This is a genomic window from Enterobacter cloacae complex sp. SYL003 (assembly GCF_049236925.1).
In the GTDB taxonomy this organism is placed as follows: domain Bacteria; phylum Pseudomonadota; class Gammaproteobacteria; order Enterobacterales; family Enterobacteriaceae; genus Enterobacter; species Enterobacter intestinihominis.
This window is the reverse complement of sequence record NZ_JBMKJK010000004.1, coordinates 41,351-67,476: the sequence shown is the minus strand read 5'-3', so window position 1 is coordinate 67,476 and position 26,126 is coordinate 41,351. Positions and strand designations below refer to the sequence as shown.

Sequence of the window (26,126 nt, the reverse complement as noted above, 5' to 3'; positions counted from 1 at the left end):
CTCTGTCTACGTAGCGGGAAGAGACTATTTCTCTCGTGCGTTAGCGCGAAAGGTAATGTAATAGCCAAGGGATGCGGCCAGGCACAGCATATAGCCGAACGATTCCGAACCTTCCTCCACGGCGTTTTTCACGACACGCATATAGCCATGCTCCAGAATGGCGTGCCACAGCACTTGCATCCCAAAGAGACGGGAGAAGACCAGTACAGCCAGCAGACCGCTCAACAGAATACCGTACCAGGGGGATTGCGTGTATTTTGCCAGCTGTTCCAGGGTAGTGCGAAAATGCATAACGGGGCGAATTATAGCCAGCAGAGCGGTAATCAGCGCGAACCATACCCAACTCCCATGAGAAATGAGGTCAAAAAGCGCGTCCAGTTCACGAATTAACATCGTCAGGAAAAAACCGCCAACCAGTATATTACAGTAACGCATGGATTCATCCATTTTCGCCAGACGAAAATGGAGAAACACGATAGTCGCTAATACCGTTTCCTGCATGATTTCGGTCAGTGATAATTCCGGAATATCATGGCCGACAAACCGCATATCAACCCAAAGACAAAGTATAATAAGCGCGCATGCGACCGCCGCGCCAACAAAGAATAAAAAGCTCTTTAGTACAATCATTAACACCACCATTTTGTTTGTAGCAGTATGTTAGGTGACGAGAATGTTATTTCTGTTCACATCGTGCCATATAAGTGCTGAATTTTAACATTACGAGCTAAATAGGATTCGTAGCGGCCAGAATAAACCCTAAATATCTTTTGTTCCTTGCCGGCGATGTGCTCATTGCAGCGTCTCTATCTTGTGGTTTACAGGGCAATAACATACGAGGTACCATACCCCCCTATAGTATCAGGAGGGCGTATGCCGCATTCACCCGAAGATAAAAAACGTATTCTGACCCGCGTCCGCCGCATTCGAGGCCAGGTTGATGCCCTTGAACGCGCCCTGGAGTCGGGCGATCCCTGTCTCGCCATTCTGCAGCAAATTGCCGCCGTGCGGGGTGCTGCCAATGGCCTGATGGGTGAAATGGTTGAAATTCACCTCAAAGATGAGCTGGTGACGGGGGAGACCACCCCGGATCAGCGGGCAGTGCGGATGGCGGAAGTCGGCCATTTGCTGCGCTCTTATCTAAAATAAACCCACACACCTCACAACAAGGGAAAGACATCATGAAATCTCGCGCAGCTGTCGCGTTCGGCCCAGGCCAGCCGCTGAAAATCGTTGAAATTGATGTTGCTCCGCCGAAGAAAGGCGAAGTGCTGATCAAAATTACTCACACCGGCGTCTGCCATACCGATGCGTTTACCCTGTCCGGTGACGATCCGGAAGGCGTATTCCCGGCGGTGCTCGGCCACGAAGGGGGCGGTGTGGTGGTGGAAGTGGGTGAAGGCGTTACCAGCCTGAAGCCCGGCGACCATGTGATCCCGCTCTACACCGCAGAGTGCGGCGAGTGTAAGTTCTGCAAATCCGGCAAAACTAACCTCTGTCAGGCCGTGCGCGCCACGCAGGGCAAGGGTCTTATGCCGGACGGCACAACCCGCTTCTCCTATAACGGCGAGCCAATCTATCACTACATGGGGACCAGCACCTTCAGCGAATACACGGTGTGCGCCGAGATCTCACTGGCGAAAGTGAATCCGCAGGCCCCGCTGGATAAAGTCTGTCTGCTCGGCTGCGGTGTCACCACCGGTATCGGCGCGGTGCATAACACGGCGAAAGTGAAAGAGGGTGACACCGTGGCGGTGTTCGGCCTGGGCGGGATCGGTCTGGCGGTCATCCAGGGCGCGGTACAGGCGAAAGCTGGGCGTATCATTGCTGTGGATACCAACCCGGAGAAATTTAAGCTCGCAGGTGAGATGGGTGCGACCGACTTCATCAACCCGAAAGACTACGACAAACCGGTTCAGGACGTGATCGTTGAGCTGACCGACGGCGGCGTGGACTTCAGCTTCGAATGTATCGGCAACGTCAACGTAATGCGCTCAGCGCTGGAGTGCTGCCACAAAGGCTGGGGTGAGAGCATCATTATCGGTGTGGCCGGCGCGGGTCAGGAGATTAAAACCCGTCCCTTCCAGCTGGTGACAGGGCGCGTATGGCGCGGGTCGGCATTTGGCGGCGTGAAAGGCCGTACACAGCTGCCGGGCATGGTTGAAGATGCGATGGTCGGCAAAATTCAGCTCGATCCGTTCATTACGCACCGCCTGCCGCTGGAGCAGATCAACGAAGCTTTCGATCTGATGCACGAAGGAAAATCCATTCGTACCGTCATCCATTTCGGCGACAACTGATTATTCTGCCAGCGGTTTTTCCCGCTGGCATTTCTTCCCTGATCTTCTCTAAAGTGTGACCTGTCTGGCGCTTTTAGGCGTAATCTAATTCCCCGCTGTGCCGATGACTCTTTTACAGGCGTGTTTTTACGCATCTTACCTATAAGAGAGTCGACGGTCATGGACAACACAACATCGATGCAGGCGCAGCACAAGCTGAGTTTCTTGCATCACATCCGGCTGGTTCCGCTGTTTTCCTCCATTCTCGGTGGCATTATTCTCCTGTTTGCCTTGAGCTCGGGTCTGGCAGGCTATTTCCTGCTCCAGGCCGATAACGATCAGCAGGATGTCACAGCAGAAATCCAGGTGCGCACCGGTCTGTCAAACAGTTCCAACCATTTACGCACCGCCCGTATCAATATGATCCACGCGGGGGCGGCGAGCCGCATCGCGGAGATGGAGGCGATGAAGCAAAACATCGCTGAGGCTGAGACCCGCATCAGGCAGTCGCAGGATGGATTTGCCGCCTATATGAAGCGCACCGTTCGCACTCAGGCTGATGAAGCGCTGGATGGCGATCTGAAAGCCCGCTATGACGCCTACATCGCCGGTATGCAGCCGATGCTGAAATATGCCAAAAACGGCATGTTTGAAGCCATTATCAACCATGAAAATGAGACCGCGCGTCCGCTGGACGATGCCTATAACGCGGTGCTGCTGAAGGCGATAAAAATCCGTACCGAACGTGCCAACGCACTGACGGCGCAGGCTCACACCCGCACCCGGCTGGGGCTGATGTTTATGTTCGGCGCGTTTGGCCTGGCGCTGGCGCTGGCGGTGATCACCTTTGTGGTGCTGCGCCGTACGGTGATAAACCCGCTTCAGCGAGCCGCTACGCGTATCGAAAATATCGCAAAAGGCGATTTGACCATGCCGGACGAACCGACCGGGCGCAGCGAAATTGGCCGCCTGACGCGCGATCTGCAAACAATGCAGCACGCGCTGGTGACAACCGTGGGCACGGTGCGGCAGGGGGCGGAGGAGATCTACCGGGGAACCAGCGAGATCTCCGCGGGTAATACCGATCTCTCATCCCGAACCGAACAGCAGGCGGCGGCCATCGAACAGACGGCGGCCAGCATGGAGCAGCTCACCGCGACGGTGAAGCAAAACGCCGATAACGCGCATCATGCGAGTAAACTTGCAGAAGATGCCTCCGGTAAGGCCAGCCGCGGGGGGCAGATGGTCTCCGGCGTGGTGAAAACCATGGGTAATATTTCCACCAGCTCGAAGAAGATCTCTGAAATTACCGCCGTGATTAACAGCATCGCGTTCCAGACCAATATTCTCGCGCTCAATGCGGCGGTCGAGGCGGCGCGTGCGGGTGAACAAGGACGCGGCTTTGCGGTCGTGGCGAGTGAAGTCCGCACCCTGGCAAGCCGCAGCGCGAACGCGGCGAAAGAGATTGAAAGCCTGATTAATGAATCGGTATCGCTTATCGATCAGGGTTCCGGGGAGGTGGTTGCGGCGGGCAATACCATGAATGAGATCGTCGAGGCGGTTAAACGCGTCACCGATATTATGCTGGAGATTGCGGCCGCGTCTGATGAGCAGAGCCGCGGCATTGTTCAAGTGAGCCAGGCGATTTCCGAGATGGATAAGGTGACGCAGCAGAATGCCTCGCTGGTGGAAGAAGCCTCTGCGGCGGCGGCCTCGCTGGAAGAGCAGGGCGCGCGTCTGACGGAAGCCGTTGGCGCGTTTCGTCTCATCGGGGCGCGCGCAGGACGGACTACAGCCGCCGCAACCGCAGCAAAACCCGCGCCTTTAACCCCGGCGGCGGCCGTCTCAGGTGATAACTGGGAAACGTTCTGAGTAAGACAGACCCGCCCTCGCGGCGGGTTCTGCGTTTAGGATCAGAGAGGCATTGACTTACGAATGGCGCTTAACAGCGTTTGGGCGCCTTCAGAGAGCGGGGCATCTACCCGCGTCAGGATCCCAATGGGTTCTCCTGCGCCGGGTGAGGTTACCGGCAGCGCGGTGAGCACGCCGCGTCGCAGATCGTCCTTCACCGCGCCGGACGGCACAAACCACACGTAGTCATAATCCACCGTCAGCTGGCGCGAAAGAGACGCCGAGAGCGTTTCAATACACCCTGAAGGCAGCGTGCAGCCCTGCATTTGCAGCAACGCTTCCGCATTCTGACGCGGAACCGTTCCTTTCGGGGAGACTACCACCGGCCACTCCATTACGCGGCTTAAGGTGACGGTATCCTGCAGCAGGGGATGATTCGGACGCACGACCAGCTTCAGTGATTCCAGGAACAGCAGCTCGTAATTCAGGCCGCTCATCAGTTCCGGATCGGACATCCGGCCAATGCCCAGATCGAGCTCCCCTGACTTCAGGCCCGCCAGCAGCATGGTGTTATTCATGGTCGCGACCTGAAGCGTGGCGTGCTTTTGCTGGCGGTGGAACTGGCCGATCGCTGCAGGCAATATGCCCAGCGCCGCCGTTGGCAGTGCCCCCACGCGCACGATGTCGCTGGCCTGCTCTTCTTTACGGTTTAAGGCCTGACCGGCGGTATTGAGGGCATCAAGAACTTTAACGGCATGCGTCAGGAACTGTTCGCCTACGAGCGTAAGCTGAGCGCCCAGACGGCCGCGGTCGAACAGACGGGTTCCGGTAAGCTGTTCCAGTTCGTTCAGCGTTTTGGATAGTGCAGGCTGACTAAGGTTAAGGGTTTCAGCCGCTCGCCCCAGCGTTCCCTGTTGAGCGACGGCCACAAATGTATGCAAATGGCGCAAGCGTATGCGCTGACTGAACAGACCATTTTTTTCCATAGGCGATGTTAAAAACAGAGCGACGCGGGTGACAAGTTAAGTTGTTTGAATTTGATAACCTGATAGCAAAATATTTTTAACATTTGATCTGTTTGAGTTACAACTGTTTTTCGAAAACGCCCATGCTTTGACCACTCGTCTGCCTGGATCACAATTTGTAAATTCTTCCCAACGAAAAGAACGGGCTTCTCTACACTCCAGGTAGTATTCACTGGAGGCATGACATCATGGCGAACACCATCACGGCTGATGATATTCGGGAACACTTTTCGCAGGCTATGTCGGCGATGTACCAGCAGGAAGTTCCGCAGTACGGCACCTTGCTGGAACTGGTGGCGGACGTTAACCTGGCGGTTCTGGAAAATAACCCACTTTTACATGAACAACTGGCAAATGCAGACGAACTGGCGCGCCTGAATGTTGAACGTCACGGTGCGATCCGCGTTGGCACCGCGCAGGAGCTTTCCACCCTGCGCCGGATCTTCGCCATTATGGGCATGTACCCGGTCAGCTACTACGATCTCTCCCAGGCGGGCGTGCCCGTCCACTCGACGGCGTTTCGTCCGACTGACGATGCGGCGCTCTGCCGTAATCCGTTTCGCATTTTTACCTCGCTGCTGCGCCTGGAGCTGATTGAAAACGTTGCGCTGCGCGAAAGGGCGGCAGAGATCCTCTCCCGGCGCAACATCTTTACGCCGCGCTGCCTGGACCTGATCGACCTGCATGATGTACAGGGACACTTTACCGAGGCACAGGCGCGCGAATTTGTGCAGGAAGCCTTAGAAACCTTCCGCTGGCATCGCCATGCGACGGTCGATCAGGAAACCTATCTGGCGCTTAGTAACGAACATCGCCTGATAGCCGACGTGGTCTGTTTCCCGGGGTGCCATATCAACCATCTCACGCCGCGCACGCTGGATATCGACCGGGTACAGGAGCTGATGCCGAAGTACGGCATTGAGCCGAAAATCCTGATTGAAGGCCCGCCGCGCCGCGAGGTGCCGATCCTCCTGCGCCAGACCAGCTTTAAGGCGCTGGAAGAGCCGGTGCTTTTCGCGGGAGAACACAAGGGTACGCATACCGCGCGTTTCGGTGAGATTGAGCAGCGGGGCGTGGCCCTTACGCCGAAAGGGCGCGAGCTGTACGACCGTCTGTTAAATCAGGCCGGGACCGGCAAAGACAACCTGACCCATCAGCTTCACCTGCGCGAGATCTTCAGCACCTTCCCGGACAGCGAAATGTTCCTGCGCCGTCAGGGGCTGGCTTATTTCCGCTACCGTCTGACTCCGACAGGTGAGGCGCATCGCCACGCGTTTCGTCCCGGTGACGATCCGCAGCCGCTGATCGAGCGCGGCTGGGTTGTGGCACAGCCAATCACCTACGAGGATTTTCTGCCCGTCAGCGCGGCGGGGATTTTCCAGTCGAATCTTGGCAATGAAACGCAGACGCGCAGCCACGGCAATGCCAGCCGCAATGCCTTCGAAGCCGCGCTCGGCTGTGCGGTGTACGACGAGTTTACGCTTTACGAGGAGGCGGAAGCGCGCAGCAAACAGCGTTGCGGTTTGCTCTGAAACCGTTACTCTGCAGGGGTGTGATGGAAAAAGAAGGTTGGTATGGAAAATCCCTCCGCCCCTGTGGTTGAAACGCGCCAGGGCGCACTAATTGGTTCTACTGAAGGCGATACCCATGTGTGGTGTGGCATTCCTTATGCGGCACCGCCGGTTGGCCCGTGGCGCTGGCGCTCCCCACGCCCCCCTGCACGCTGGGATGGCGTGCGTCCGGCGACGGCATTCTCCGCCTCCAGCTGGCAGAGCAGCGAAAGCTGTCAGGAGCTGGGCGGCGGCGATCCTGGCCAATTCTCTGAAGACTGCCTGTACCTTAACGTCTGGTCGCCAGTCGCACGCGCCGATCCGCTTCCGGTGATGGTCTGGCTGCACGGCGGAGGATTTACCCTCGGCGCTGGCGGTCTGCCTCCGTATAACGGCAGGGCGCTGGCGAAGCGCGGTACGGTGGTGGTGACAATTAATTACCGTCTCGGCCACCTCGGCTTTTTTGCCCATCCGGCGCTGGAGGGGGAAGAAGAACGCGTGGTGCATAACTTTGCGCTGCTCGATCAGATCCAGGCCCTGGAATGGGTGCGCGATAACATTGCCGCGTTCGGCGGCGATCCTGAGAACATCACCGTATTTGGCGAGTCGGCCGGTGCGCGCAGCGTGCTGTCGCTGATGGCTTCTCCGCTTGCGGGAGGACTGTTCCATAAAGCCATTGTGCAAAGCGGGTACACGCTGCCCGACACCCCGCGCGAGCAGGCCATGCATAAAGGCGAAGTGATTGCTGCCCATTTTGGCCTGCAAAATGCCACCGCGGAACAGCTTCGCGCGATCCCGCCTGAGGCGTTCTGGCCGCTGACCTCGCCACTGAATATCGCCCCTGCGCCCATCGTGGGTGACTGCGTTTTGCCTGAGGCCATGCTCGATGTCTTTTTCGCTGCCCGTCAGCATTCAGTACCGGTGATGATTGGGTCAAACAGCGACGAAGCCAGCGTGATGTCGGTGTTCGGGGTCGATCTTGCCGGGCAGATCCAGAAGCTTCGCCGCGAGCGGCGCTTTGGCCTGGGGCTGATTAAGCTGCTTTATCCTGGCGTGAAGGGCGATGAGGAACTTGGCAGGCAGGTATGCCGCGACATGGCCTTCACCACTATGGGATACGTGGTGATGCAGGCGCAGCAGCGGGCGGGCGGCCTGTGCTGGCGATACTGGTTTGATTATGTGGCCGAAGCGGAGCACGCGACGTACATCAACGGTGCCTGGCACGGCAACGAAGTGCCCTACGTGTTCGATACCCTTGGACAGGTGGAACCCTCGCGGCAGTATGTAAATGAACGCGATCTGGCCTTCGCCGCTCAGGTGGCGGACTACTGGGTGAGCTTCGCCCGGGATGCGGGGGCACGCGATAGCCTGGTGGGGCCCACGCGCTGGCCCGCCTGCCGGAAAGGGCGAGACGTGCTGTTACGTATCGGTGTGAATAAACATGCAGGTTTTCGGCTTGAAAACCGCTTCATGCGTGCCCGTATGAGCCTCTTCAAACGGGTGATGAAACACCACGTCAGCCTCGACTGAGCAGACAGGCGCGAAACGCATCCAGTCCGTTTTCTGGGCCGGGTGCGTCGCGTAATACCAGCCGGTAGCTCGCCCCCGTCTTTATGCTTGTGTCAAAAGGCCGCATCAGCCGTCCGGCGCGCACGTCCTCCTCCACCAGTGTTTCATCCGCGATGGCGATGCCCAGCCCCTGAATGGCGGCGGTAATGGCCAGATCCATGGTTTCGAAGTGTTGATTTTTGAGCATAGCTGGCGGCGGACCCGGCTGTTTCGCCAGCCACAGCGTCCAGTCCGTTTTGTCCCGCGTGGGGTGAAGGAAGGTGAGTGTTTCCAGCGCAGAACCGGCCCGCAGCGGGCTCATCACCGGGGTTAAGGCCTCTTCGAACAGCAGAACGCCGGCGCTCATGTGCGTTCCAAACACAATCGCCGCGTCATAGGATTCGGTTTTGAAATTGACGTTATGATCGGTGGTAGTGGTCAGCGCAATCTGGAGTTCCGGCTGTTCGCGCTCGACCTGTAACAGACGCGGTACCAGCCAGCGCATCGCGCAGGTAGGCGCTTTCAGACGAATTACGGTCTGGTGCGTCCGCGCCTGTTCAGCAACGTTAAGCAGGTGCTCAAACGCAGATTGCAGTTCCGGCAGCAGGGCGCTTCCCTGTGAAGAAAGACGCAGGCCGCGAGCATGGCGTTCGAACAGCGGGAAGCCGAACCAGCTTTCCAGCGAGGCAATTTTGCGGCTTACCGCCCCCTGCGTCAGACAAAGCTCCTTCGCGGCATGGGTAAGATTCAGGTGACGCGCGGTCACGATAAACGTCTCTACGGCATTAAGCGGAAATGAACGACGCGACATATCTCACCTTAGCTATGCGTTTTTGTCATGGCTATTATGACAACAATTCGATTGTCCCGGCAATCAAGTTATTGTTTGAATAGTTATGCATTCACCACGAGAAGGGACAGAGGATGACTTTGAAAACGCCGGTGCAGACCCGCTCCAAATTGCCCGATGTAGGAACCACTATTTTTACCGTTATCGGCCAGCTTTCAGCCCGGCATAACGCCATCAACCTTTCTCAGGGTGCGCCGAATTTTTCCTGCGACCCAAAACTTATCTCCGGCGTCACTCGCGCCATGGAGTCAGGGCATAACCAGTATGCCTCCATGACCGGGCTGCAACCGCTCAGAGAGCGCATCGCGGACAAAATTGCCACGCTCTATGGCACCCGCTATGACCCGGCGAGTGAGGTACTGGTGACCGCCAGCGCCAGCGAAGGGCTTTACTCAGCCATCAGCGGGCTGGTTCATCCTGGCGATGAGGTGATCTATTTCGAGCCCTCCTTTGACAGCTATGCGCCGATTGTCCGCCTGCAGGGGGCGACGCCGATCGCTATTAAGCTGACGGTACCGGATTTTGCCGTGAACTGGGATGAAGTACGCGCGGCTATTACCCCGCGCACGCGGATGATCATCGTCAATACGCCGCACAACCCGAGCGGACAGGTATTTTCAGCCGCCGATCTGCACCAGCTGGCAGTGCTGACGCGCCACACCGACATCATCATTTTGTCTGACGAAGTGTACGAGCACGTCGTTTTTGATGGCGAACCGCATCACGGGATGGCGACGCACCCGCAACTGGCGGAGCGCAGCGTGATTATTTCTTCTTTCGGAAAAACCTATCACGTCACCGGCTGGCGCGTGGGTTATTGTGTGGCGCCCGCGGAGCTGATGGATGAAATATGTAAGGTCCATCAATTTTTAATGTTCTCGGCCGATACGCCGATGCAGTACGCGTTTGCCGAACACATGACCGATCCGCAAACCTGGCTGTCGCTGGCGGCGTTTTATCAGCGTAAGCGCGATCTGCTGCAAAGTTTGCTCGCCGACTCACCGTTCAGGCTGCTTCCGAGTGCCGGTTCGTTTTTCCTGCTTGCGGATTACAGCGGCTTTAGCGACGAGCGCGACAGCGAGATGGTGAAAAGGCTGATTGTCGAGTACGGGGTTGCCACCATTCCGCTGTCAGCGTTTTATGCCGATGGCGCGGACAATAAACTGATCCGTCTCTCTTTTGCGAAAGATGAGGCGACGTTACGGGCAGGTGCCCAGGCCCTTTGTCGGGTTACACCACGTTAAGGAATTTGAGATGAAATTACGCGCGTTAGTTGTCGGCATAGGACTGCTGTGTTCATTCTCGTCGTTTGCTGCTACCGAGTTGCGATACGGGCTGGAAGCGGAATATCCACCGTTTGAAAGCCGCAATGCCTCAGGGGAGCTGGAAGGATTTGACGTAGAACTGGGAAATGCCATCTGTAAAGCCGCCGCGCTGAAGTGCAGCTGGGTAGAAACCTCGTTTGATGCGTTGATTCCCGGTCTGGTGGCGAAAAAGTTCGACGCCATAAACTCGGCGATGAACATCACCGAACAGCGTCGCAAAAGCATTGATTTCACCCAGCCCATCTATCGCATTCCCTCCCAGCTGGTGGGCAAAGCCGGTTCTGCGGTAGAGGCTACCCCCGAAGGGCTGAAGGGCAAAACCATCGGCGTTCTTCAGGGTTCAATTCAGGAAACCTACGCCAAAGAGCACTGGGAAAAGCACGGTGTCACCGTGGTGTCTTATAAAGATCAGAATATGGCCTGGGGGGATTTGCTGAATGGCCGCATCGATGCCTCGCTGGTCATGTCAGCGGCCGGGCAGGCAGGTTTCCTCAGCAAGCCGCAGGGTAAAGGGTTTGGCTTTATCGGCAAACCGGTGTCGGACGACACCATCCTCGGCAGTGGGATCGGCTTTGGGCTGCGTAAGGGGGATGAGGCCACCAAAAAGCAGCTTGATGCCGCAATTGATAAAGTACGTGCCGACGGCACGATCGCTAAACTGGCTGATAAGTACTTCCCGGGTATCGATGTCAGCGTAAAATAACCGCCTCGTTGGTCCCGGCTGTTGATGTCCAGCCGGGACTCTTTTATACATAACTTTACCCCTTTTTCAGGCCGTTCTGGTCGACAGAAAATATTTCTCGGTTTGTTCAGATAATCACCCGCCAACAATTGGATTCTTAACCGTTTTTGTTTAGGCTGTGCGTTCTTTCTTGCCGTCATTTCGCTGCGCGCGAAACTCATTCACACGACCATAAGGACGTTTTCTCAGGCATGAATCGCAGACGTTTTCTCAAAGGTTCCCTGGCAATGGCTGCCCTGAGCGGCACTTCTGGCCTTGCTTCTCTGTTTTCCCAGGCGGCGTATGCTGCTGACTCCGACATTGCCGACGGTCAGAGCCGTCGCTTTGACTTCTCTGTTCTGCAATCCATGGCGCACGATCTGGCGAAAACCGCGTGGGGCGGTGCGCCGCGTCCGCTGCCGGAAACGCTGGCCACCATGACGCCGCAGGCGTACAACGCCATCCGTTACGATGAGAAACAGTCGCTGTGGAATAACATTGAAGGCCGTCAGCTGGACGCCCAGTTCTTCCATATGGGGATGGGGTTCCGCCGCCGCGTGCGCATGTTCTCGCTGGATCAAACCACCTCTCAGGCGCGTGAGATCCACTTCCGGCCTGAGCTGTTCAGCTACGGCGATACGGGCGTGGATACCAAACAGCTTGAAGGTCAGAGCGACCTCGGCTTCGCCGGATTCCGCGTCTTTAAAGCGCCCGAACTGGCGCGACGCGATATCGTTTCGTTCCTGGGCGCGAGTTACTTCCGCGCAGTGGATGATACCTACCAGTACGGCCTTTCCGCGCGCGGGCTGGCGGTGGATACCTTTACTGACACCCCGGAAGAGTTCCCGGATTTCACCTCCTTCTGGTTTGAAACCGTTAAGCCGGGCGATACCACCTTTACCGTCTATGCGCTGCTGGACAGCCCGAGCATTACCGGTGCCTATAAGTTTGTGATCCACTGTGAGAAGAGCCAGGTGATCATGGACGTCGAGAACCATCTCTATGCGCGCAAAGACATCAAGCAGCTCGGCATCGCGCCGATGACCAGCATGTTCAGCTGCGGCAACAACGAACGCCGCATGTGCGACACCATTCATCCGCAGATCCACGATTCAGACCGCCTGGCAATGTGGCGCGGTAACGGAGAGTGGATCTGCCGACCGCTGAACAACCCGCAAAAGCTGCAATTTAACGCTTATCTGGATAAAAACCCGAAAGGCTTTGGTTTGTTGCAGCTTGATCGGGACTTCTCCCATTACCAGGACGTCATGGGCTGGTATAACAAGCGACCAAGCCTGTGGGTCGAGCCGCGCAACAACTGGGGTAAAGGATCCATCGCCCTGATGGAGATCCCGACAACCGGCGAGACGCTCGATAACGTGGTCTGCTTCTGGCAGCCGGAGAAACCGGTGCAGGCGGGTGATGAACTGGACTTCAAATACCGTCTCTACTGGAGCGCGCAGCCGCCGGTGCGTTCACCGCTGGCAAACGTCTACGCTACCCGTACCGGTATGGGCGGCTTCCCGGAAGGCTGGGCGCCGGGTGAAAATTACCCGAAAGTGTGGGCCCGTCGCTTTGCCATCGACTTCGTCGGGGGCGATTTGAAGGCCGCCGCACCGAAGGGCATTGAGCCGGTGATCACCCTGTCCAGCGGTAAAGCGAAGCAGGTGGAGATCCTCTACGTCGAGCCGTTCGACGGGTATCGCATTCTGTTTGACTGGTATCCAACCTCTGACTCCACCGAGCCGGTCGATATGCGTCTGTTCCTGCGCTGTCAGGGCGACGCCATCAGCGAGACCTGGCTGTACCAGTATTTCCCGCCCGCGCCGGACAAACGTAACTACGTTGATGACCGGATCATGCGTTAGTCCTTATGGGTTTGTGCCGGGTGGCGGCTTCGCCTTACCCGGCCTGATTCGGACGCATTTGTAGGCCGGGTAAGCGTTAGCGCACCCGGCAATTAAGAGGCACTATGTCTTCAGAAATTATCCCCGTAACCCAGGAAATCGAGCTTCGCGCCGTCGAAGAGCGCTATACCACCGATCTGCACAACCTCGTTATTAAAAACAAAACCTGGCTGCAAACCGCCTTCGACTGGGCGCAGCATGTCGGCACTGAAGAGGACACGCGCCGTAACGTGCAGAGCAACCAGATGCTGCACCAGCGCGGCTACGCCAAAATGTTCCTGATTTTTATGAAGGACGAGCTGGTGGGCGTGCTTTCTTTTAACGCGATAGAGCCTGCGAATAAGGCCGGGTACATCGGCTACTGGCTTGACAAAGCGCATCAGGGGCAGGGCATTCTCTCTCAGGCGCTACAGGCGTTTATGCGCTATTACGTTGAGCGCGGCGAGATCCGCCGCTTTGTGATCAAATGTCGCGTGGCTAACCATAACAGTAACCGCGTGGCGCAGCGCAACGGTTTTGCGCTGGAAGGTTGTTTGCGGGAAGCGGAAATGCTCAACGGCCGCTTCGATGACGTAAACCTGTACGCCAGGTTATTCCCGCTATAGCGCCCCCAGCAGCGGCGTCCGGGTGATCCGCGTGTCACCGTTGATCACTTTGGCTCCCCGGACGTGAATGCTTTCACCCTCCAGCGCCTCGATCGCCGCATCGTCTGTCATCTCCACCTGATGCTCAATCAGTACATCACCGCTGATACGCGCGCGCCCCTGAATAACGACCTTGTCATCAATCAGGATCGGCCCGCCGCGTAACCACGCCTCGCCACCAATCAATACGTGGTGTTTAATCACGCAGTTACCTTCGACGAGGGCGTTTTCCGCGACCTGTGAACTGTACCGCACGGTCGGGATCGCATCATCCTCTAAACCGGCCAGCAGGCGGGCGTTGCCGTACACTTTGGCGCAGTCGCACACCCAGACGTTATTAAGCGCGTTGCCCTCAAGAATGGCGCGGTCGAACACCTCCGCGCGGTGCTCAACAAAGGCCCAGGTCACCATGGCATCGCCGTAGATTTGCGCCTGATGCACAATACGCGACTGGCTGACCGTGGCTCTGTCGTAAATCTGCAGGATCTGCTCACGGTCGGGTGTCAGCCCTTTGGCTGCAATCACCATGCTGTTATGCAGCACCCGCGCGTCACCCGCGATACGGCATTCCCCGCGTACGGTGGAGTGCTGGATAGTGACGTTGTCACTTATTGCCGCGCCGTGACTCACCTCTGCCGCGTCAAGCCAGCTGTTGCCGCCTACGTGTGCGCGGTGGCTTACGATGCAGGGTTGGGTGAGGCGGGCGTTGCCGGATATCCTGGCCCCGGCAAACACCACGCTGTTTTCATCATAAACCCAGCAATCCCCGTCCTGGGCGAGCGCGTGTTCATCCTCAACCCAACCACCTTTTGTCCCGCTGGTCACATCGTTAAAATCCTTTGCGGCAATAATCTGTCTGAGTAGGGTTGTGCACGGCGTTGATCCGTCCTGCCAGCGCCAGAGACGCGTTTCATTGCTAAGCCTGTATTTTGTCATCGTGTTTTCCCTGAAAAGCCATTCACTAAACGTAGCAAACTTTTGGCGTTTCGAAGTGCTGGCGTCTGCACGGTAAACCCCTTAAAATGGCATTTAAAATACATTTTAAAGTTTAAAAAAAATGCATAACCAAGACCAACGCGTTCTTAACTTGCCCGCCGGTTATTTCGGTATGGTTCTGGGTACCATAGGTATGGGGTTCGCCTGGCGTTATGCCGGTACTATCTGGCCGGTGACGCGCTTGCCGGGCGAGATCCTGGTGGCGCTGGCGGTGGCGATCTGGTTCCTGCTGAGCGTGGCGTTTCTTACCCGTGCGGTACGGTTTCCACATAGCGTGCTGGCCGAGATGCGGCATCCGGTAATGAGCAGTTTTGTCAGCCTGTTTCCAGCCACAACGCTACTGGTGGCCATTGGCTTTGTGCCGTGGTGCCGACCGGTGTCGCTGGTGCTGTTTAGCGTAGGCGTGGTGATCCAGCTTGCGTATGCCGCCTGGCAAAGCGCCGGGCTGTGGCGCGGTAAGCATCCGGAAGAGGCCACGACGCCGGGACTGTATCTACCGACGGTGGCGAACAATTTCATCAGCGCCATGGCCTGCGGTGCGCTGGGTTTCCACGATGCGGGGCTGGTGTTCCTTGGTGCCGGGGTCTTTTCCTGGCTGAGCCTCGAGCCGGTCATTCTGCAACGCCTGCGCAGCGCGGGCGAACTGCCCGCGGCGCTTCGTACTTCGCTCGGGATCCAGCTTGCGCCTGCTCTGGTGGCCTGTAGCGCCTGGTTTAGCGTCAACGGCGGCGAAGCGGACACCTTCGCCAAAATGCTTTTTGGCTATGGCCTGTTGCAACTCCTGTTTATGCTGCGTCTGATGCCGTGGTATCTGTCGCAGCCGTTCAACGCGTCGTTCTGGAGCTTCTCGTTCGGGGTGTCGGCGCTGGCGACCACCGGTTTACATCTGGGGCAGAGCAGTCCGTCAGGGTTCTTTCATGCCCTCGCGGTTCCCCTGTTTATTTTCACCAACGTCATCATCGCGATGCTGCTGGTCCGTACTTTTATCTTGCTGATGCAGGGCAAACTTCTGGTGCGCGCTGATAAGGCACTGCTAATGCAATCTGAGGAAAAATAATGACTGTCGATGAAAACTACTTTACTGAGAAATATGGGCTGACCCGCACACACTCAGAGGTCCTGCTCAGCGCGGACATTGTTAAGCCGGGAAAAACGCTCGATCTCGGTTGCGGAAATGGCCGTAACAGCCTCTACCTCGCTGCCAACGGCTATGACGTGACGGCGTGGGATAAAAACCCGATGAGCATCGATAACATCGAGCGCATTAAGGCGGCGGAAGGGATCGCGAATCTGCAAACGGCGATAAAGGACCTGAACAACCTGACCTTTGACGGCGAATACGACTTTATTCTTTCCACCGTCGTGTTGATGTTTCTCGAAGCGAAAACCATCCCTGGTCTTATCGCCAATATGCAGCGTTGCACTAAACCAGGCGGCTATAACCTGATCGTTGCCGCCATGGATACGGAGGATTATCCGTGCACCGTCGGCTTCCCGTTTGCCTTCAAAACCGGTGAACTGAGCCACTACTACGAAGGCTGGGAGCTGATCAAGTACAACGAAGAGGTGGGGGAACTCCACCGTACCGATGCCAACGGCAACCGTATCAAGCTGCGCTTCGCCACCATGCTCGCACGCAAGCCCGCTTAACGCGCGGCCAGCAGACAGAGTTGCAAGGCCGTGCGACAGGAGGCCTCGAACGACGACAGCGGTAAAAACTCAAACTTTGAGTGGAAGTTATGGGCGCCGGTGAAGAAGTTCGGGGTGAGCAAGCCTTTGGCTGACAGGGCCGCCCCGTCCGTGCCACCGCGCATGGGGATCGGTTTTGGGGTGATACCGAGCGATTCCATCGCCTCGAACATCAGGTCGATCGCGCGGCGGTCTTCGCCAATCGCATTGCTGATATTGCTGTAGGTATCTTCAATGCGATACTCCACGTTTGCCGTGGGATGCTGCGCAGCAATCCGCGCTGCCACATCGGCAATTTGCTGCTTGCGGGCGGCAAAACCCTCTTTGTCAAAATCACGAATGTTGGCTTTCAGCACCGCTTCGTTTTGCCCGGCCTGGATGCCGTTAAACCAGATATAACCTTCGCGCCCCTCGGTGCATTCCGGGGTTTGCTGGCGATCGAAATGGCTGATGAAATCCGTTGCCATCAGCAGCGGGTTGACCATCACCCCTTTGGCGGACATCGGGTGCGCCGTGACGCCGGTAAAGCGAATTTCAGCCGCAGCCGCGTTAAAGTTCTCGTAAACAATTTCCCCCAGCTCGCAGCAGTCGATGGTCCAGGCAAAATCGACGTCGAAGCGCTTCAAATCCAGCGCTTTCGCGCCACAGAGACCAATCTCTTCATCGGGCACAAACGCCACCACAATATCGCCATGCTTATGTTCAGCGGTGAGGTTTTCCAGCACCGTCATGACCACGGTGACGGCCGCTTTATTATCTGCGCCTAATACGCTGGTTCCGTCGCTGAAAATAATCTCCTCATCAGGATAAGCCAGAATTTCCGGGTGCTCATTTACGCGCAACCAAATATCTTTTTCTTTATTCAGGCAGAGATCATCTCCCGTAAAGGTTAATATTTGTGGATGAATATCCGGGGATAAACTGACGTCAACGGTATCGATATGGGTAATAAAACCAATCCGCGGCGCGCCGGGAATATTGCCTTTTTTTACGGCGGTAACGGTGGCGAACTCATCAATCACAATATCGTCTAACCCCAGCATTTCCAGCTCCTTCGCCAGCTCCCGCGCCATGTCGTGCTGGCCCGGGGTGGAGGGCAGGGTTTTGACTTTCGGGTCGCTCTGGCTGGTGATGGCGAGATAGCTGAAAAAGCGTTGGGTTAATTGTCTGGAGAGTTCTGAGCCCATAGTGTTTCCTTCTGTATTTATTTTTCATGTGTTTGCGTCATCACTTTAATGTTATTTATGAAATGGCAAAAGAAGTAATTAGCCGTCGAATTAAAAAGACAGGAATAAATGATGAAAAGCACATTCACAATGATAACGCTGGCGCTTGCTGCGCTGACGGTCAGTTCCACCGTCGCGGCAAAAACGCTGGTGTATTGCTCCGAAGGATCGCCGGAAAACTTCAATCCTCAGCTCTATACGTCGGGGACCAGCGTGGACGCCAGCGCCGTACCGGTTTATAACCGTCTGGTCGATTTCAAACCGGGCACTACCGAACTGGTGCCGAGCCTGGCGGAAAGCTGGGAGGTGAGCGAGGATGGTAAGGTCTACACCTTCCACCTGCGCAAAGGGGTGAAATTCCACAGTAATAAACTGTTCACGCCGACGCGCGACTTCAACGCGGATGACGTGATTTTCTCGTTTATGCGCCAGAAGGATGTGAATCATCCCTACCATAACGTCTCCAACGGCAGTTATTCCAACTTCGAAAGTCTGGAGTTCGGCAACCTGATTACCGCCATTGATAAGGTTGACGATCGCACCGTGCGCTTCACCCTGGCGCACCCGGAAGCGCCGTTTGTTGCCGATCTGGCGTGGTATTTTGCCTCCATCCTGTCGGCGGAGTATGCCGATGCCATGCTGAAAGCGGGCACGCCTGAAAAGGTCGATATGCAGCCGATTGGCACCGGGCCGTTTAAGCTGGCGCAATATCAGAAGGATTCCCGCATCCTTTTTACCGCCTTCCCGGACTACTGGCAGGGAAAATCGAAGCTGGATCGTCTGGTGTTCACCATCACGCCGGACGCCTCGGTGCGTTTTGCCAAAGTCGAGAAGAATGAGTGCCAGGTGATGCCGTTCCCAAACCCGGCGGATCTGCCGCGTATGAAGGCTAACAAAGACATCAACCTGATGAGCAAGGACGGTCTGAATACCGGTTTCCTGGCATTTAACACGCAAAAGCCGCCGCTGGATAACGTAAAAGTGCGCCAGGCGCTGGCGATGGCGATTAACAAACCGGCCATCATTGAGGCGGTCTTCCACGGCACCGGCACGGCGGCGAAAAACCTGCTGCCGCCTGGCGTCTGGAGTGCCGACAGCGAGCTGAAAGACTACGATTACGATCCAGAAAAAGCGAAAACGCTGTTAAAGGAGGCGGGATTTGCCAACGGCGTAAGCATCGATCTGTGGGCTATGCCCGTGCAGCGGCCGTATAACCCGAACGCGAAGCGTATGGCTGAAATGATCCAGGCGGACTGGGCGAAAGTAGGCGTGCAGACCAAAATCGTGACCTACGAATGGGGCGAATACCTGAAGCGCGTGAAGGGCGGGGAGCATCAGGCTGCGCTGATGGGCTGGACAACGGCGACGGGCGATCCAGATAACTTCTTCGGACCACTGTTTACCTGTACGTCCGCCAACGGCGGGTCGAACTCGGCCAAATGGTGCTATAAGCCGTTTGATAACCTGATTGCCGAAGCAAAATCGATAACCGATCGCGAAAAACGCGTGGCGCTGTACAAGCAGGCGCAGCAGATGATGCACGATCAAATGCCGGCGGTTATGATTGCCCACTCGACCATTTTTGAGCCAGTCAGAAAAGAGGTCACGGGCTATGAAATCGATCCCTTCGGCAAACATCTGTTCTGGCAGGTAGATATAAAACAGTAATATTTTTCTGCCCGGATCCCGTCCGGGCACTATTTTTACAATTTGTGCCTTCCCCGTCATTTTTTGCCACAACATTTCCCTCTGTTTTTTGTTATAACTTCAAGTGCATACTTGCAGATAACTCGGAACTCCATCATGCGTACTTCCACTTTTTTTAAAGTTGCAGTGCTTTCTGGCCTGTTGGCCCTTTCTGGCTGTGCGTCAAAAGTCGCAGCCCCCGATCAATATTCAGGCTTTTTAAAAGATTACTCTGACTTGCAGGAGATGACATCAGCAACCGGGAAACCAACCTTGCGTTGGGTCGATCCTTCCTATGATCCGGCGAACTACGACAGTATTATCTGGACCCCGATAACCTATTATCCGACACCAAAGCCAACCACACAGCTTGGGCAAAAAACGCTTGATGAATTGTTGAGTTACACCAATAACACATTAAAAAACGCGATTGGCCAGCGTAAGCCAATTGTGACGACGCCGGGCAAACATAGCCTGATCTTCCGCGGCGCCATCACGGGTGTGAGCTCAGAGAAAGAAGGTTTGCAGTTCTATGAAGTGGTGCCCGTCGCGCTGCTGGTTGCGGGTACGCAGATGGCAACTGGCCATCGCACCATGGATACGCATCTTTTCTTTGAAGGTGAGCTGATTGATGCCGCCACGAACAAACCGGTAGTTAAAGTTGTTCGTAAAGGTGAAGGTAAAGAGCTTGCCAACGAGAACACGCCGTTGGGATTCGCCACACTGAAACAGGTTGTGGATGATATGGCGACCGATGCCACCATGTTTGATGTCCATCAGACAGCAAAATAATAAAAAACGGCCTGCATTTACGCAGGCCGTTATTTTATGCCGTCAGCAGGCGGCGGAACCAGGTTTCCGGTTTCGTAAACATCACCATATTTCCCCCCAATATCAACAGCAGGCCGACGATCCCGTTGATATGCCACACGTAACCCTCGTACACCGTTGAAATCGACAGCGCCACCAGCGGGAACAGCAGGGTGCTGTACGCGGCCTTACCGGGACCAATGCGGCCTACCAGCGTAAAGTAGGCGCCGAAGGCAATCACCGAGCCAAACAGCGCAAGATAGAGCAGCGCCCCCATATAGCTCACCGTCCATTCCGGCATAAAGCTATCGCCCCTGAAGAGAGCGATAAGGCCCATCACGACGGTGCCATACAGCATTGCCCAGGCGTTGGTGGTCATGGTTTCCAGCCCGTTTCGCTGATGACGCATGCTGATCATATTCCCCAGCGAGAAGCCGTAGGTGCCGAGGGCGGAAAGCCCGATGCCCGTCAGCAATGACGCGCTCCAGCCGCTGGCGAGCAGATCGTTCCAGAACAGGGTAATGATCCCGATAAGCCCCAGCGCTGCCGCCGTCCAGAAGCGCGCGGGTGGACGCTGGCCGAAGAAGATAAAGCTGTTGATGGCGTTATACAGTACGGCCATCGAGAAAATCACCGACTCAAGGCCGGTATTGATATGGGCGGCGGCGGTATAAAAGCACCAGAAGTTGAAACAGAAAACGCAGCAACCCTGAAGCATGCAATAGAGATGATCCCGCAGCGCCAGCCTTCGCAGGCGACGAAGGGCGACCAGGACGATCATCATCGTGGCGCTGGCCACGGCGAAGCGCCAGAAAATGGAGACCGGCGCTGCAACCGGCCCCTGTTGTAAAAAAATGGCGATCCAGGTCGTGCCCCAGATAACAACAACCAGCCCATAGAGTAATGCGTTCATGGTGTCTCTCTTCTCATACCGCGGAAAACAACAGTGTGGCGAAAGAAGGGGGCCCCGGCTTTCATCGCCTTGCGCCGGACTTGCAAATTCTTGCGCTTTTTTCTCGCACAATGGCTGGTAACAGGCTGCAACACTTCTTAGACTGACAGTCTGATTAATCACCTGTTTACGGCCATGTCTCTCGTTTACGACACCTTTGAAACGTTACGCCAAAAAAATGCAGTGCTGCGGGAAACCGTCGCGCTCAATACTGGCATTCAACTGGCGGCGTGGTACAACAAGCACGATACGATCACCGTGAAAAGCAACCATCACACCCTTAGCCTGTACGTGGCGGATGGCTATGAAAGCTATCAAAAAACGCCGGGTGGCTGGAAAAATGGCGGCGGGCCGGACCGTTTTTGTCTGATGCCGGAAGAGAGCGAATCCACATGGGATATTCGTGATGACCTGTCGTTCGTGCACCTCTACTGCACCGATGAACACCTGCGGGACGTGGGGGAGAAAATCTGGGATAAACGACCGCTATCGCTGACGCTGGAGGAAAAAATCTTCGGCAGCGATCCGAAAATCACCGCCCTTTATCGCCAGTTTTTGCTCGGCTGCGACTGGCAGCAAAACGCCAATCAGCTCACCCTGAGCACTGCGTCGACCTTATTGCTGACGCATTTGGTCCAGCACTATTCCAGCGTCCAGTGGAAGTTACCGGTGGTGACCGGCGGGTTATCACCGTTTGTGCTGCGCAACGTGCTGGCCTTTATCGAGGAAAATCTGGCGCAACCCTTAACGCTGGCGGAACTGGCGGGCCAGGCCGCACTCAGTGAGTATCACTTTGCGCGGATGTTCCGCCAGTCGATGGGGCTGGCGCCGCATCAGTACGTCATGCAGCGCCGCATGGAGAAGGCCAAAGCGCTGATTCAGCACACGACCACGCCGCTCACCGACATCGCGCTGGCCTGCGGATTTAACTCCGCCAGCCATTTCAGTAACCGTTTTCGTAGCATGACCGGCATCACGCCGTCACAGCTACGCGCGGCGAAGGCGTGAGAAGACAGCGTAACAGATCCCACCCAGCACCAGCCCCCAGAAAGCGGAGCCAATTCCCAGGAGCGTGACGCCGCTGGCGGTCATCAGGAAGGTGACGATCGCCGCGTCGCGCTCTGCTTCATGATTCAGTGCCTGATACAAACTCCCGCTGATAGTGCCGAGCAGGGCCAGCCCGGCCAGCGTCTGGATGCCGCTCAGCGGCAGGGCGGCCATCAGCCCCGAAATCGACCCGCCGAACACCCCCGCCAGCAGATAAAACCCACCTGCGGCCGCCGCTGCCAGCCAGCGTTTACTGGCATCCGGGTGGGCGTCCGGGCTCTGGCAGATGGCGGCGGTGATGGCGGCGATGCAGATGGAATAGACGCCGAAGGGGGACAACAGCAGCGCCAACCCGCCGGTGGCAACGATCAGCGGTGAGACCGCCAGCGGATAGCCCGATGCCTGCATGGTGGCGAAGCCGGGCGCATTCTGCGACGCCATGGTCACCAGGAAGAAGGGTAAGCCGACGCTGATCAGGCTGGTGAAGGTGAACGCAGGGGCAATGAATTCCGGCATGATCACCGATAACGTCATTTTATTCGTGACAACGTCACCTCCAGCCCAGGCCACGAACACCCCCACCAGCAGCGTGGCGACAATGGCATACCGGGGCGCCACGGCTTTAGCCACCAGCCAGGCGGCCAGCATACTGCCGCAAAGAAGCACGTGTCCCTCAAGATTGCTGAATGCCTTCAGGCCAAACTGTAACAGCACGCCTGCCAGCATAGCGGCGGCAAGCGAGTACGGGATCAGTTTCATCAACCGGGCAAACAGGCCAGTGACGCCGCACAGCAGAATCAGCGCATTCGCAAATATAAATACCCCTATGGTTTCCGCCAGCGTCACGCCTTGCAGGCTGGTGGCGAGCAGCGCCGCGCCAGGAGTCGACCAGGCGGTCAGCACCGGGGCTTTATACCACCACGACAATGCAAGCGTGCTGATCCCCATCCCGAGCCCCAGCGCGGTCATCCATCCGGCGATTTGCTGTGTACTGGCGCCCGCCGCCGCAGCCGCCTGCCAGATAATGGCGGCAGAGCTGGCGTAGCCCACCAGAACGGCAACAAAACCAGCCAGCACGGCAGGAAAGAGAGAGGCAGTCGATCGCATGTGAACTCCGTTGTGCGTTATAACGTCCGGGATAAGGTATCACTGTGCGCTATAGCGTACAAGTGGTATGCTTTGCTGCAACGGGAGGAACCATGGATATCACTCAACATCTGGCAGCCACACTGAAAGCGCTGCGTCAGGCGCGGGGCTGGAGCCTGTCGAAACTGGCGGAAGAGACGGGCGTGTCGAAAGCGATGCTTGGGCAAATCGAACGCAATGAGTCCAGCCCGACGGTCTCAACCTTGTGGAAAATTGCCACCGGGCTGAACGTACCTTTTTCGGCGTTTATCACTCCAGAGAGCGAACCGCAGGCGGTGTTCGATCCGCAGCAGCAGGCGATGGTGGTGAAACCGCTTTTCCCCTGGGATGAACAGCTTAAGTTCGACCATTTCTCCATCACCCTGTCGCCCGGCGCGCTGAGTGAGTCCACGCCGCACGAAGCCGGGGTGATTGAACACGTGGTGGTGATAAGCGGTGAGCTGGACATGCAGATTGACGGTGTCTGGCGCACTCTATACGCTGATTCAGGCGTGCGTTTTGCCGGCGATAAACCGCACGCGTACCGCAACAGCAGCACCCGGACGGTGCATTTTCACTCTCTGATCCATTATCCCCGCTAAAGCGTCGCAAAACGGTTTCACTGGCACAGACTTCTGACTACAATAGCCGCCATTTTGACCATAACGGATAACGACGAAGTATGCGCCTGCACCCCCATCATCTTGAACTGCTAAGCCCGGCCCGCGACGCCGCCATTGCCCGTGAAGCCATTCTTCACGGTGCGGATGCCGTCTACATTGGCGGCCCAGGCTTTGGTGCCCGTCATAACGCCAGCAATAGCCTGCGCGACATTGCCGAACTGGTACCGTTCGCCCACCGTTTCGGGGCGAAGGTGTTCGTGACCCTGAACACCATTCTTCATGATGATGAGCTGGAGCCCGCGCAGCGTCTTATTACCGATCTCTACCAGACCGGCGTTGACGCTCTGATCGTTCAGGATATGGGTGTTCTGGAACTGGATATCCCGCCAATTGAGCTGCACGCCAGCACCCAGTGCGATATCCGCACCGTTGAGAAGGCGAAGTTTCTTTCAGACGTCGGGTTTACGCAGATTGTTCTGGCGCGTGAGCTGAACCTGAACCAGATCCGCGATATCCACCAGGCCACAGACGCGACCATTGAATTCTTTATCCACGGTGCGCTTTGCGTGGCCTATTCCGGGCAGTGTAATATCTCTCACGCCCAGACGGGGCGCAGCGCTAACCGCGGCGACTGCTCTCAGGCCTGCCGTTTGCCGTATACCCTGAAAGACGATCAGGGCCGCGTGGTGGCATTCGAGAAACACCTGCTGTCGATGAAAGATAACGATCAGACGGCAAACCTCGGCGCGCTGATCGATGCCGGCGTACGCTCCTTCAAAATTGAAGGCCGCTACAAGGACATGAGCTACGTGAAAAATATCACCGCCCATTATCGTCAGATGCTGGATGCCATCATCGAGGATCGCGGTGACCTGGCGCGCGCGTCCGCCGGTCGTACAGAGCATTTCTTTATTCCATCGACGGACAAAACGTTCCACCGCGGCAGTACGGATTATTTCGTTAATGCGCGCAAAGGGGATATTGGCGCGTTCGATTCACCGAAGTTTATCGGTCTGCCGGTGGGTGAAGTGCTGAAAGTGGCGAAGGATCATCTTGACGTTCAGGTTATAGAGCCGCTGGCGAACGGCGATGGTCTCAACGTGATGATCAAACGTGAAGTGGTTGGTTTTCGCGCCAATACGGTGGAGAAAACCGGCGAAAATCGTTATCGCGTCTGGCCGAACGAAATGCCTGCCGACCTTTACAAAGCCCGCCCGAATGCGGCGCTGAACCGTAACCTGGATCACAACTGGCAGCAGGCCTTGCTCAAGACCTCCAGCGAGCGTCGCATTGCGGTGGATATCGCGCTGGGTGGCTGGGAAGAGCAGCTGATCCTGACCATGACCTGCGAAGACGGCATCAGCGTGACGCATACGCTCGACGGCCTGTTCGAGGTGGCGAACAATGCGGAGAAAGCGCTTAGCAACCTCAAGGATGGCGTAGCGAAGCTCGGGCAGACCATTTATTATGCGCGCAATATTGAGGTGAATCTGCCGGATGCGCTGTTCGTGCCGAACAGCCTGCTGAACCAGTTCCGCCGTGAAACGGCTGAGATGCTGGATGAAGCACGCCTGGCAAACTATCCGCGCGGCAGTCGTAAGGCCGAAGCGGTGCCTGCGCCGGTCTACCCGGACACGCATCTCTCTTTCCTTGCGAACGTTTACAACCACAAAGCGCGTGCGTTTTACCATCGTCACGGCGTGCAACTGATTGACGCCGCGTATGAAGCGCATGAAGAGAAGGGCGATGTGCCGGTGATGATCACCAAACACTGCCTGCGGTTTGCCTTTAACCTTTGTCCGAAACAGGCGAAAGGGAATATTAAAAGCTGGAAAGCGACGCCGATGCAGCTGGTGAATGGCGATGAAGTATTGACGCTGAAGTTTGACTGCCGTCCGTGTGAAATGCACGTTATCGGCAAGATGAAGAATCACATCTTCAAAATGCCGTCTCCGGGCAGCATTGTGGCCTCCGTCAGCCCTGACGATTTGATGAAGACCCTGCCGAAGCGTAAAGGCAGCTAACCCGGAAAGTGGGTATCCGGTTTGCGCGATTTCTGCCAGGCATGGTGCTCGCGCAACCCCTCCGCAGACTCCTCTGCCGCGCTGCGTAACTCGTCGCTGTCAGCTTCATGACGAAGCTGATGGTCGGCGTTTTTCACATACACAAATTCATGCCCTTTGTGCTCCGCCATAATCTGCCCTGAGAACAGGGCGCTAATCACCAGCAGTAGCGAAAAGCCTTTTCTGAACATCTTTTACCCCCGAAAATA

24 protein-coding genes are annotated in these 26,126 nt (G+C 56.5%); 16 read left to right on the top strand and 8 right to left on the bottom strand.

All coding sequences use genetic code 11. From position 1 onward, the window contains the following. Window positions 1-24: 24 nt before the first annotated feature. The gene (locus tag ACOT1A_RS06630; protein ID WP_023300068.1) at window positions 25-630 is read right to left on the bottom strand and encodes a hypothetical protein; all 606 of its coding nucleotides are present in this window, start codon (window positions 628-630) and stop codon (window positions 25-27) included. A gap of 243 nt (window positions 631-873) precedes the next feature. On the opposite strand from ACOT1A_RS06630, the gene ACOT1A_RS06625 reads away from it, so the two are divergent. The 3 genes from ACOT1A_RS06625 (at window position 874) to ACOT1A_RS06615 (ending at window position 4,151) form a co-directional block, all read left to right on the top strand. Continuing rightward, on the top strand, window positions 874-1,149 hold the full coding sequence (locus tag ACOT1A_RS06625) for a metal/formaldehyde-sensitive transcriptional repressor (RefSeq protein ID WP_003857256.1): 276 nt from the start codon (window positions 874-876) through the stop codon (window positions 1,147-1,149). A gap of 32 nt (window positions 1,150-1,181) precedes the next feature. Beyond that, entirely contained in the window at window positions 1,182-2,300 is a 1,119-nt protein-coding gene (locus tag ACOT1A_RS06620; protein WP_017693450.1) for an S-(hydroxymethyl)glutathione dehydrogenase/class III alcohol dehydrogenase, read from the top strand. 159 nt (window positions 2,301-2,459) lie between these two features. Further along, entirely contained in the window at window positions 2,460-4,151 is a 1,692-nt protein-coding gene (locus ACOT1A_RS06615; protein ID WP_276170204.1) for a methyl-accepting chemotaxis protein, read from the top strand. Between the two features lie 41 nt (window positions 4,152-4,192). On the opposite strand, the gene ACOT1A_RS06610 is transcribed toward ACOT1A_RS06615, so the two are convergent. After that, the gene (locus ACOT1A_RS06610; protein ID WP_022648073.1) at window positions 4,193-5,116 is read right to left on the bottom strand and encodes a LysR substrate-binding domain-containing protein; all 924 of its coding nucleotides are present in this window, start codon (window positions 5,114-5,116) and stop codon (window positions 4,193-4,195) included. 227 nt (window positions 5,117-5,343) lie between these two features. Between ACOT1A_RS06610 and hglS the strand changes: the two genes are divergently transcribed. Then, window positions 5,344-6,687, top strand: a complete 1,344-nt coding sequence (gene hglS, locus ACOT1A_RS06605; protein WP_276170205.1) for a 2-oxoadipate dioxygenase/decarboxylase HglS — start codon at window positions 5,344-5,346, stop codon at window positions 6,685-6,687. 42 nt (window positions 6,688-6,729) lie between these two features. Then, window positions 6,730-8,235, top strand: coding sequence for a carboxylesterase/lipase family protein (locus ACOT1A_RS06600; RefSeq protein WP_276170206.1), 1,506 nt, complete (start codon window positions 6,730-6,732; stop codon window positions 8,233-8,235). Here the strand turns inward: ACOT1A_RS06600 and ACOT1A_RS06595 are convergent. Continuing rightward, window positions 8,222-9,064, bottom strand: a complete 843-nt coding sequence (locus tag ACOT1A_RS06595; protein ID WP_276170207.1) for a LysR family transcriptional regulator — start codon at window positions 9,062-9,064, stop codon at window positions 8,222-8,224. The two genes, ACOT1A_RS06600 and ACOT1A_RS06595, sit on opposite strands and share 14 nt — an antisense overlap. Before the next feature lie 113 nt (window positions 9,065-9,177). On the opposite strand from ACOT1A_RS06595, the gene ACOT1A_RS06590 reads away from it, so the two are divergent. The 4 genes from ACOT1A_RS06590 (at window position 9,178) to rimL (ending at window position 13,661) form a co-directional block, all read left to right on the top strand. Beyond that, window positions 9,178-10,347 carry a pyridoxal phosphate-dependent aminotransferase gene (locus ACOT1A_RS06590; protein ID WP_199159856.1) on the top strand — a complete coding sequence of 390 codons (1,170 nt, stop codon included), beginning with the start codon at window positions 9,178-9,180 and terminating at the stop codon, window positions 10,345-10,347. Between the two features lie 10 nt (window positions 10,348-10,357). After that, window positions 10,358-11,131, top strand: coding sequence for an ABC transporter substrate-binding protein (locus ACOT1A_RS06585; RefSeq protein ID WP_038416033.1), 774 nt, complete (start codon window positions 10,358-10,360; stop codon window positions 11,129-11,131). A 230-nt stretch (window positions 11,132-11,361) separates the two neighbouring features. Beyond that, a complete protein-coding gene (locus ACOT1A_RS06580; protein ID WP_276170208.1) occupies window positions 11,362-13,017 on the top strand; it encodes a glucan biosynthesis protein D in 1,656 nt (551 codons plus the stop codon). 104 nt (window positions 13,018-13,121) lie between these two features. Next, window positions 13,122-13,661, top strand: a complete 540-nt coding sequence (gene rimL, locus ACOT1A_RS06575; protein WP_022648080.1) for a 50S ribosomal protein L7/L12-serine acetyltransferase — start codon at window positions 13,122-13,124, stop codon at window positions 13,659-13,661. Here the strand turns inward: rimL and ydcK are convergent. Beyond that, the gene (gene ydcK, locus ACOT1A_RS06570) at window positions 13,656-14,636 is read right to left on the bottom strand and encodes a YdcK family protein (protein ID WP_163347123.1); all 981 of its coding nucleotides are present in this window, start codon (window positions 14,634-14,636) and stop codon (window positions 13,656-13,658) included. The two genes, rimL and ydcK, sit on opposite strands and share 6 nt — an antisense overlap. 121 nt (window positions 14,637-14,757) lie before the next feature. On the opposite strand from ydcK, the gene tehA reads away from it, so the two are divergent. Next, on the top strand, window positions 14,758-15,753 hold the full coding sequence (tehA, locus tag ACOT1A_RS06565) for a dicarboxylate transporter/tellurite-resistance protein TehA (protein ID WP_276170209.1): 996 nt from the start codon (window positions 14,758-14,760) through the stop codon (window positions 15,751-15,753). Further along, window positions 15,753-16,346 carry a tellurite resistance methyltransferase TehB gene (gene tehB, locus ACOT1A_RS06560; protein WP_023300079.1) on the top strand — a complete coding sequence of 198 codons (594 nt, stop codon included), beginning with the start codon at window positions 15,753-15,755 and terminating at the stop codon, window positions 16,344-16,346. Before tehA ends, tehB begins: the two co-directional genes overlap by 1 nt. On the opposite strand, the gene pepT is transcribed toward tehB, so the two are convergent. Beyond that, on the bottom strand, window positions 16,343-17,572 hold the full coding sequence (pepT, locus tag ACOT1A_RS06555) for a peptidase T (protein WP_276170210.1): 1,230 nt from the start codon (window positions 17,570-17,572) through the stop codon (window positions 16,343-16,345). The genes tehB and pepT overlap by 4 nt on opposite strands. A gap of 111 nt (window positions 17,573-17,683) precedes the next feature. On the opposite strand from pepT, the gene ACOT1A_RS06550 reads away from it, so the two are divergent. Beyond that, window positions 17,684-19,279 carry an ABC transporter substrate-binding protein gene (locus tag ACOT1A_RS06550; protein ID WP_038416040.1) on the top strand — a complete coding sequence of 532 codons (1,596 nt, stop codon included), beginning with the start codon at window positions 17,684-17,686 and terminating at the stop codon, window positions 19,277-19,279. Between the two features lie 135 nt (window positions 19,280-19,414). Next, window positions 19,415-20,089: a DUF3313 domain-containing protein gene (locus tag ACOT1A_RS06545; RefSeq protein WP_022648086.1), complete on the top strand. Its 675-nt coding sequence runs from the start codon at window positions 19,415-19,417 to the stop codon at window positions 20,087-20,089. A 34-nt stretch (window positions 20,090-20,123) separates the two neighbouring features. Here ACOT1A_RS06545 and ACOT1A_RS06540 read toward each other — a convergent pair whose 3' ends face one another. Further along, a complete protein-coding gene (locus tag ACOT1A_RS06540) occupies window positions 20,124-21,020 on the bottom strand; it encodes a DMT family transporter (protein WP_045308102.1) in 897 nt (298 codons plus the stop codon). A gap of 174 nt (window positions 21,021-21,194) precedes the next feature. Between ACOT1A_RS06540 and ACOT1A_RS06535 the strand changes: the two genes are divergently transcribed. Beyond that, window positions 21,195-22,067, top strand: a complete 873-nt coding sequence (locus ACOT1A_RS06535) for a helix-turn-helix domain-containing protein (protein WP_022648088.1) — start codon at window positions 21,195-21,197, stop codon at window positions 22,065-22,067. Here ACOT1A_RS06535 and ACOT1A_RS06530 read toward each other — a convergent pair. Then, the gene (locus ACOT1A_RS06530) at window positions 22,047-23,213 is read right to left on the bottom strand and encodes a benzoate/H(+) symporter BenE family transporter (protein ID WP_276170212.1); all 1,167 of its coding nucleotides are present in this window, start codon (window positions 23,211-23,213) and stop codon (window positions 22,047-22,049) included. The two genes, ACOT1A_RS06535 and ACOT1A_RS06530, sit on opposite strands and share 21 nt — an antisense overlap. 92 nt (window positions 23,214-23,305) lie before the next feature. Here ACOT1A_RS06530 and ACOT1A_RS06525 point away from each other — a divergent pair, with 92 nt between their 5' ends. Together ACOT1A_RS06525 and ACOT1A_RS06520 are read left to right on the top strand one after the other, a co-directional pair. Next, on the top strand, window positions 23,306-23,833 hold the full coding sequence (locus tag ACOT1A_RS06525) for a helix-turn-helix domain-containing protein (RefSeq protein ID WP_126314863.1): 528 nt from the start codon (window positions 23,306-23,308) through the stop codon (window positions 23,831-23,833). Between the two features lie 80 nt (window positions 23,834-23,913). Further along, window positions 23,914-25,878, top strand: a complete 1,965-nt coding sequence (locus ACOT1A_RS06520) for a peptidase U32 family protein (RefSeq protein WP_276170213.1) — start codon at window positions 23,914-23,916, stop codon at window positions 25,876-25,878. Here ACOT1A_RS06520 and ACOT1A_RS06515 read toward each other — a convergent pair. Then, window positions 25,875-26,108, bottom strand: a complete 234-nt coding sequence (locus ACOT1A_RS06515; RefSeq protein ID WP_276170214.1) for a DUF2554 family protein — start codon at window positions 26,106-26,108, stop codon at window positions 25,875-25,877. The two genes, ACOT1A_RS06520 and ACOT1A_RS06515, sit on opposite strands and share 4 nt — an antisense overlap. Window positions 26,109-26,126 lie beyond the last annotated feature (18 nt).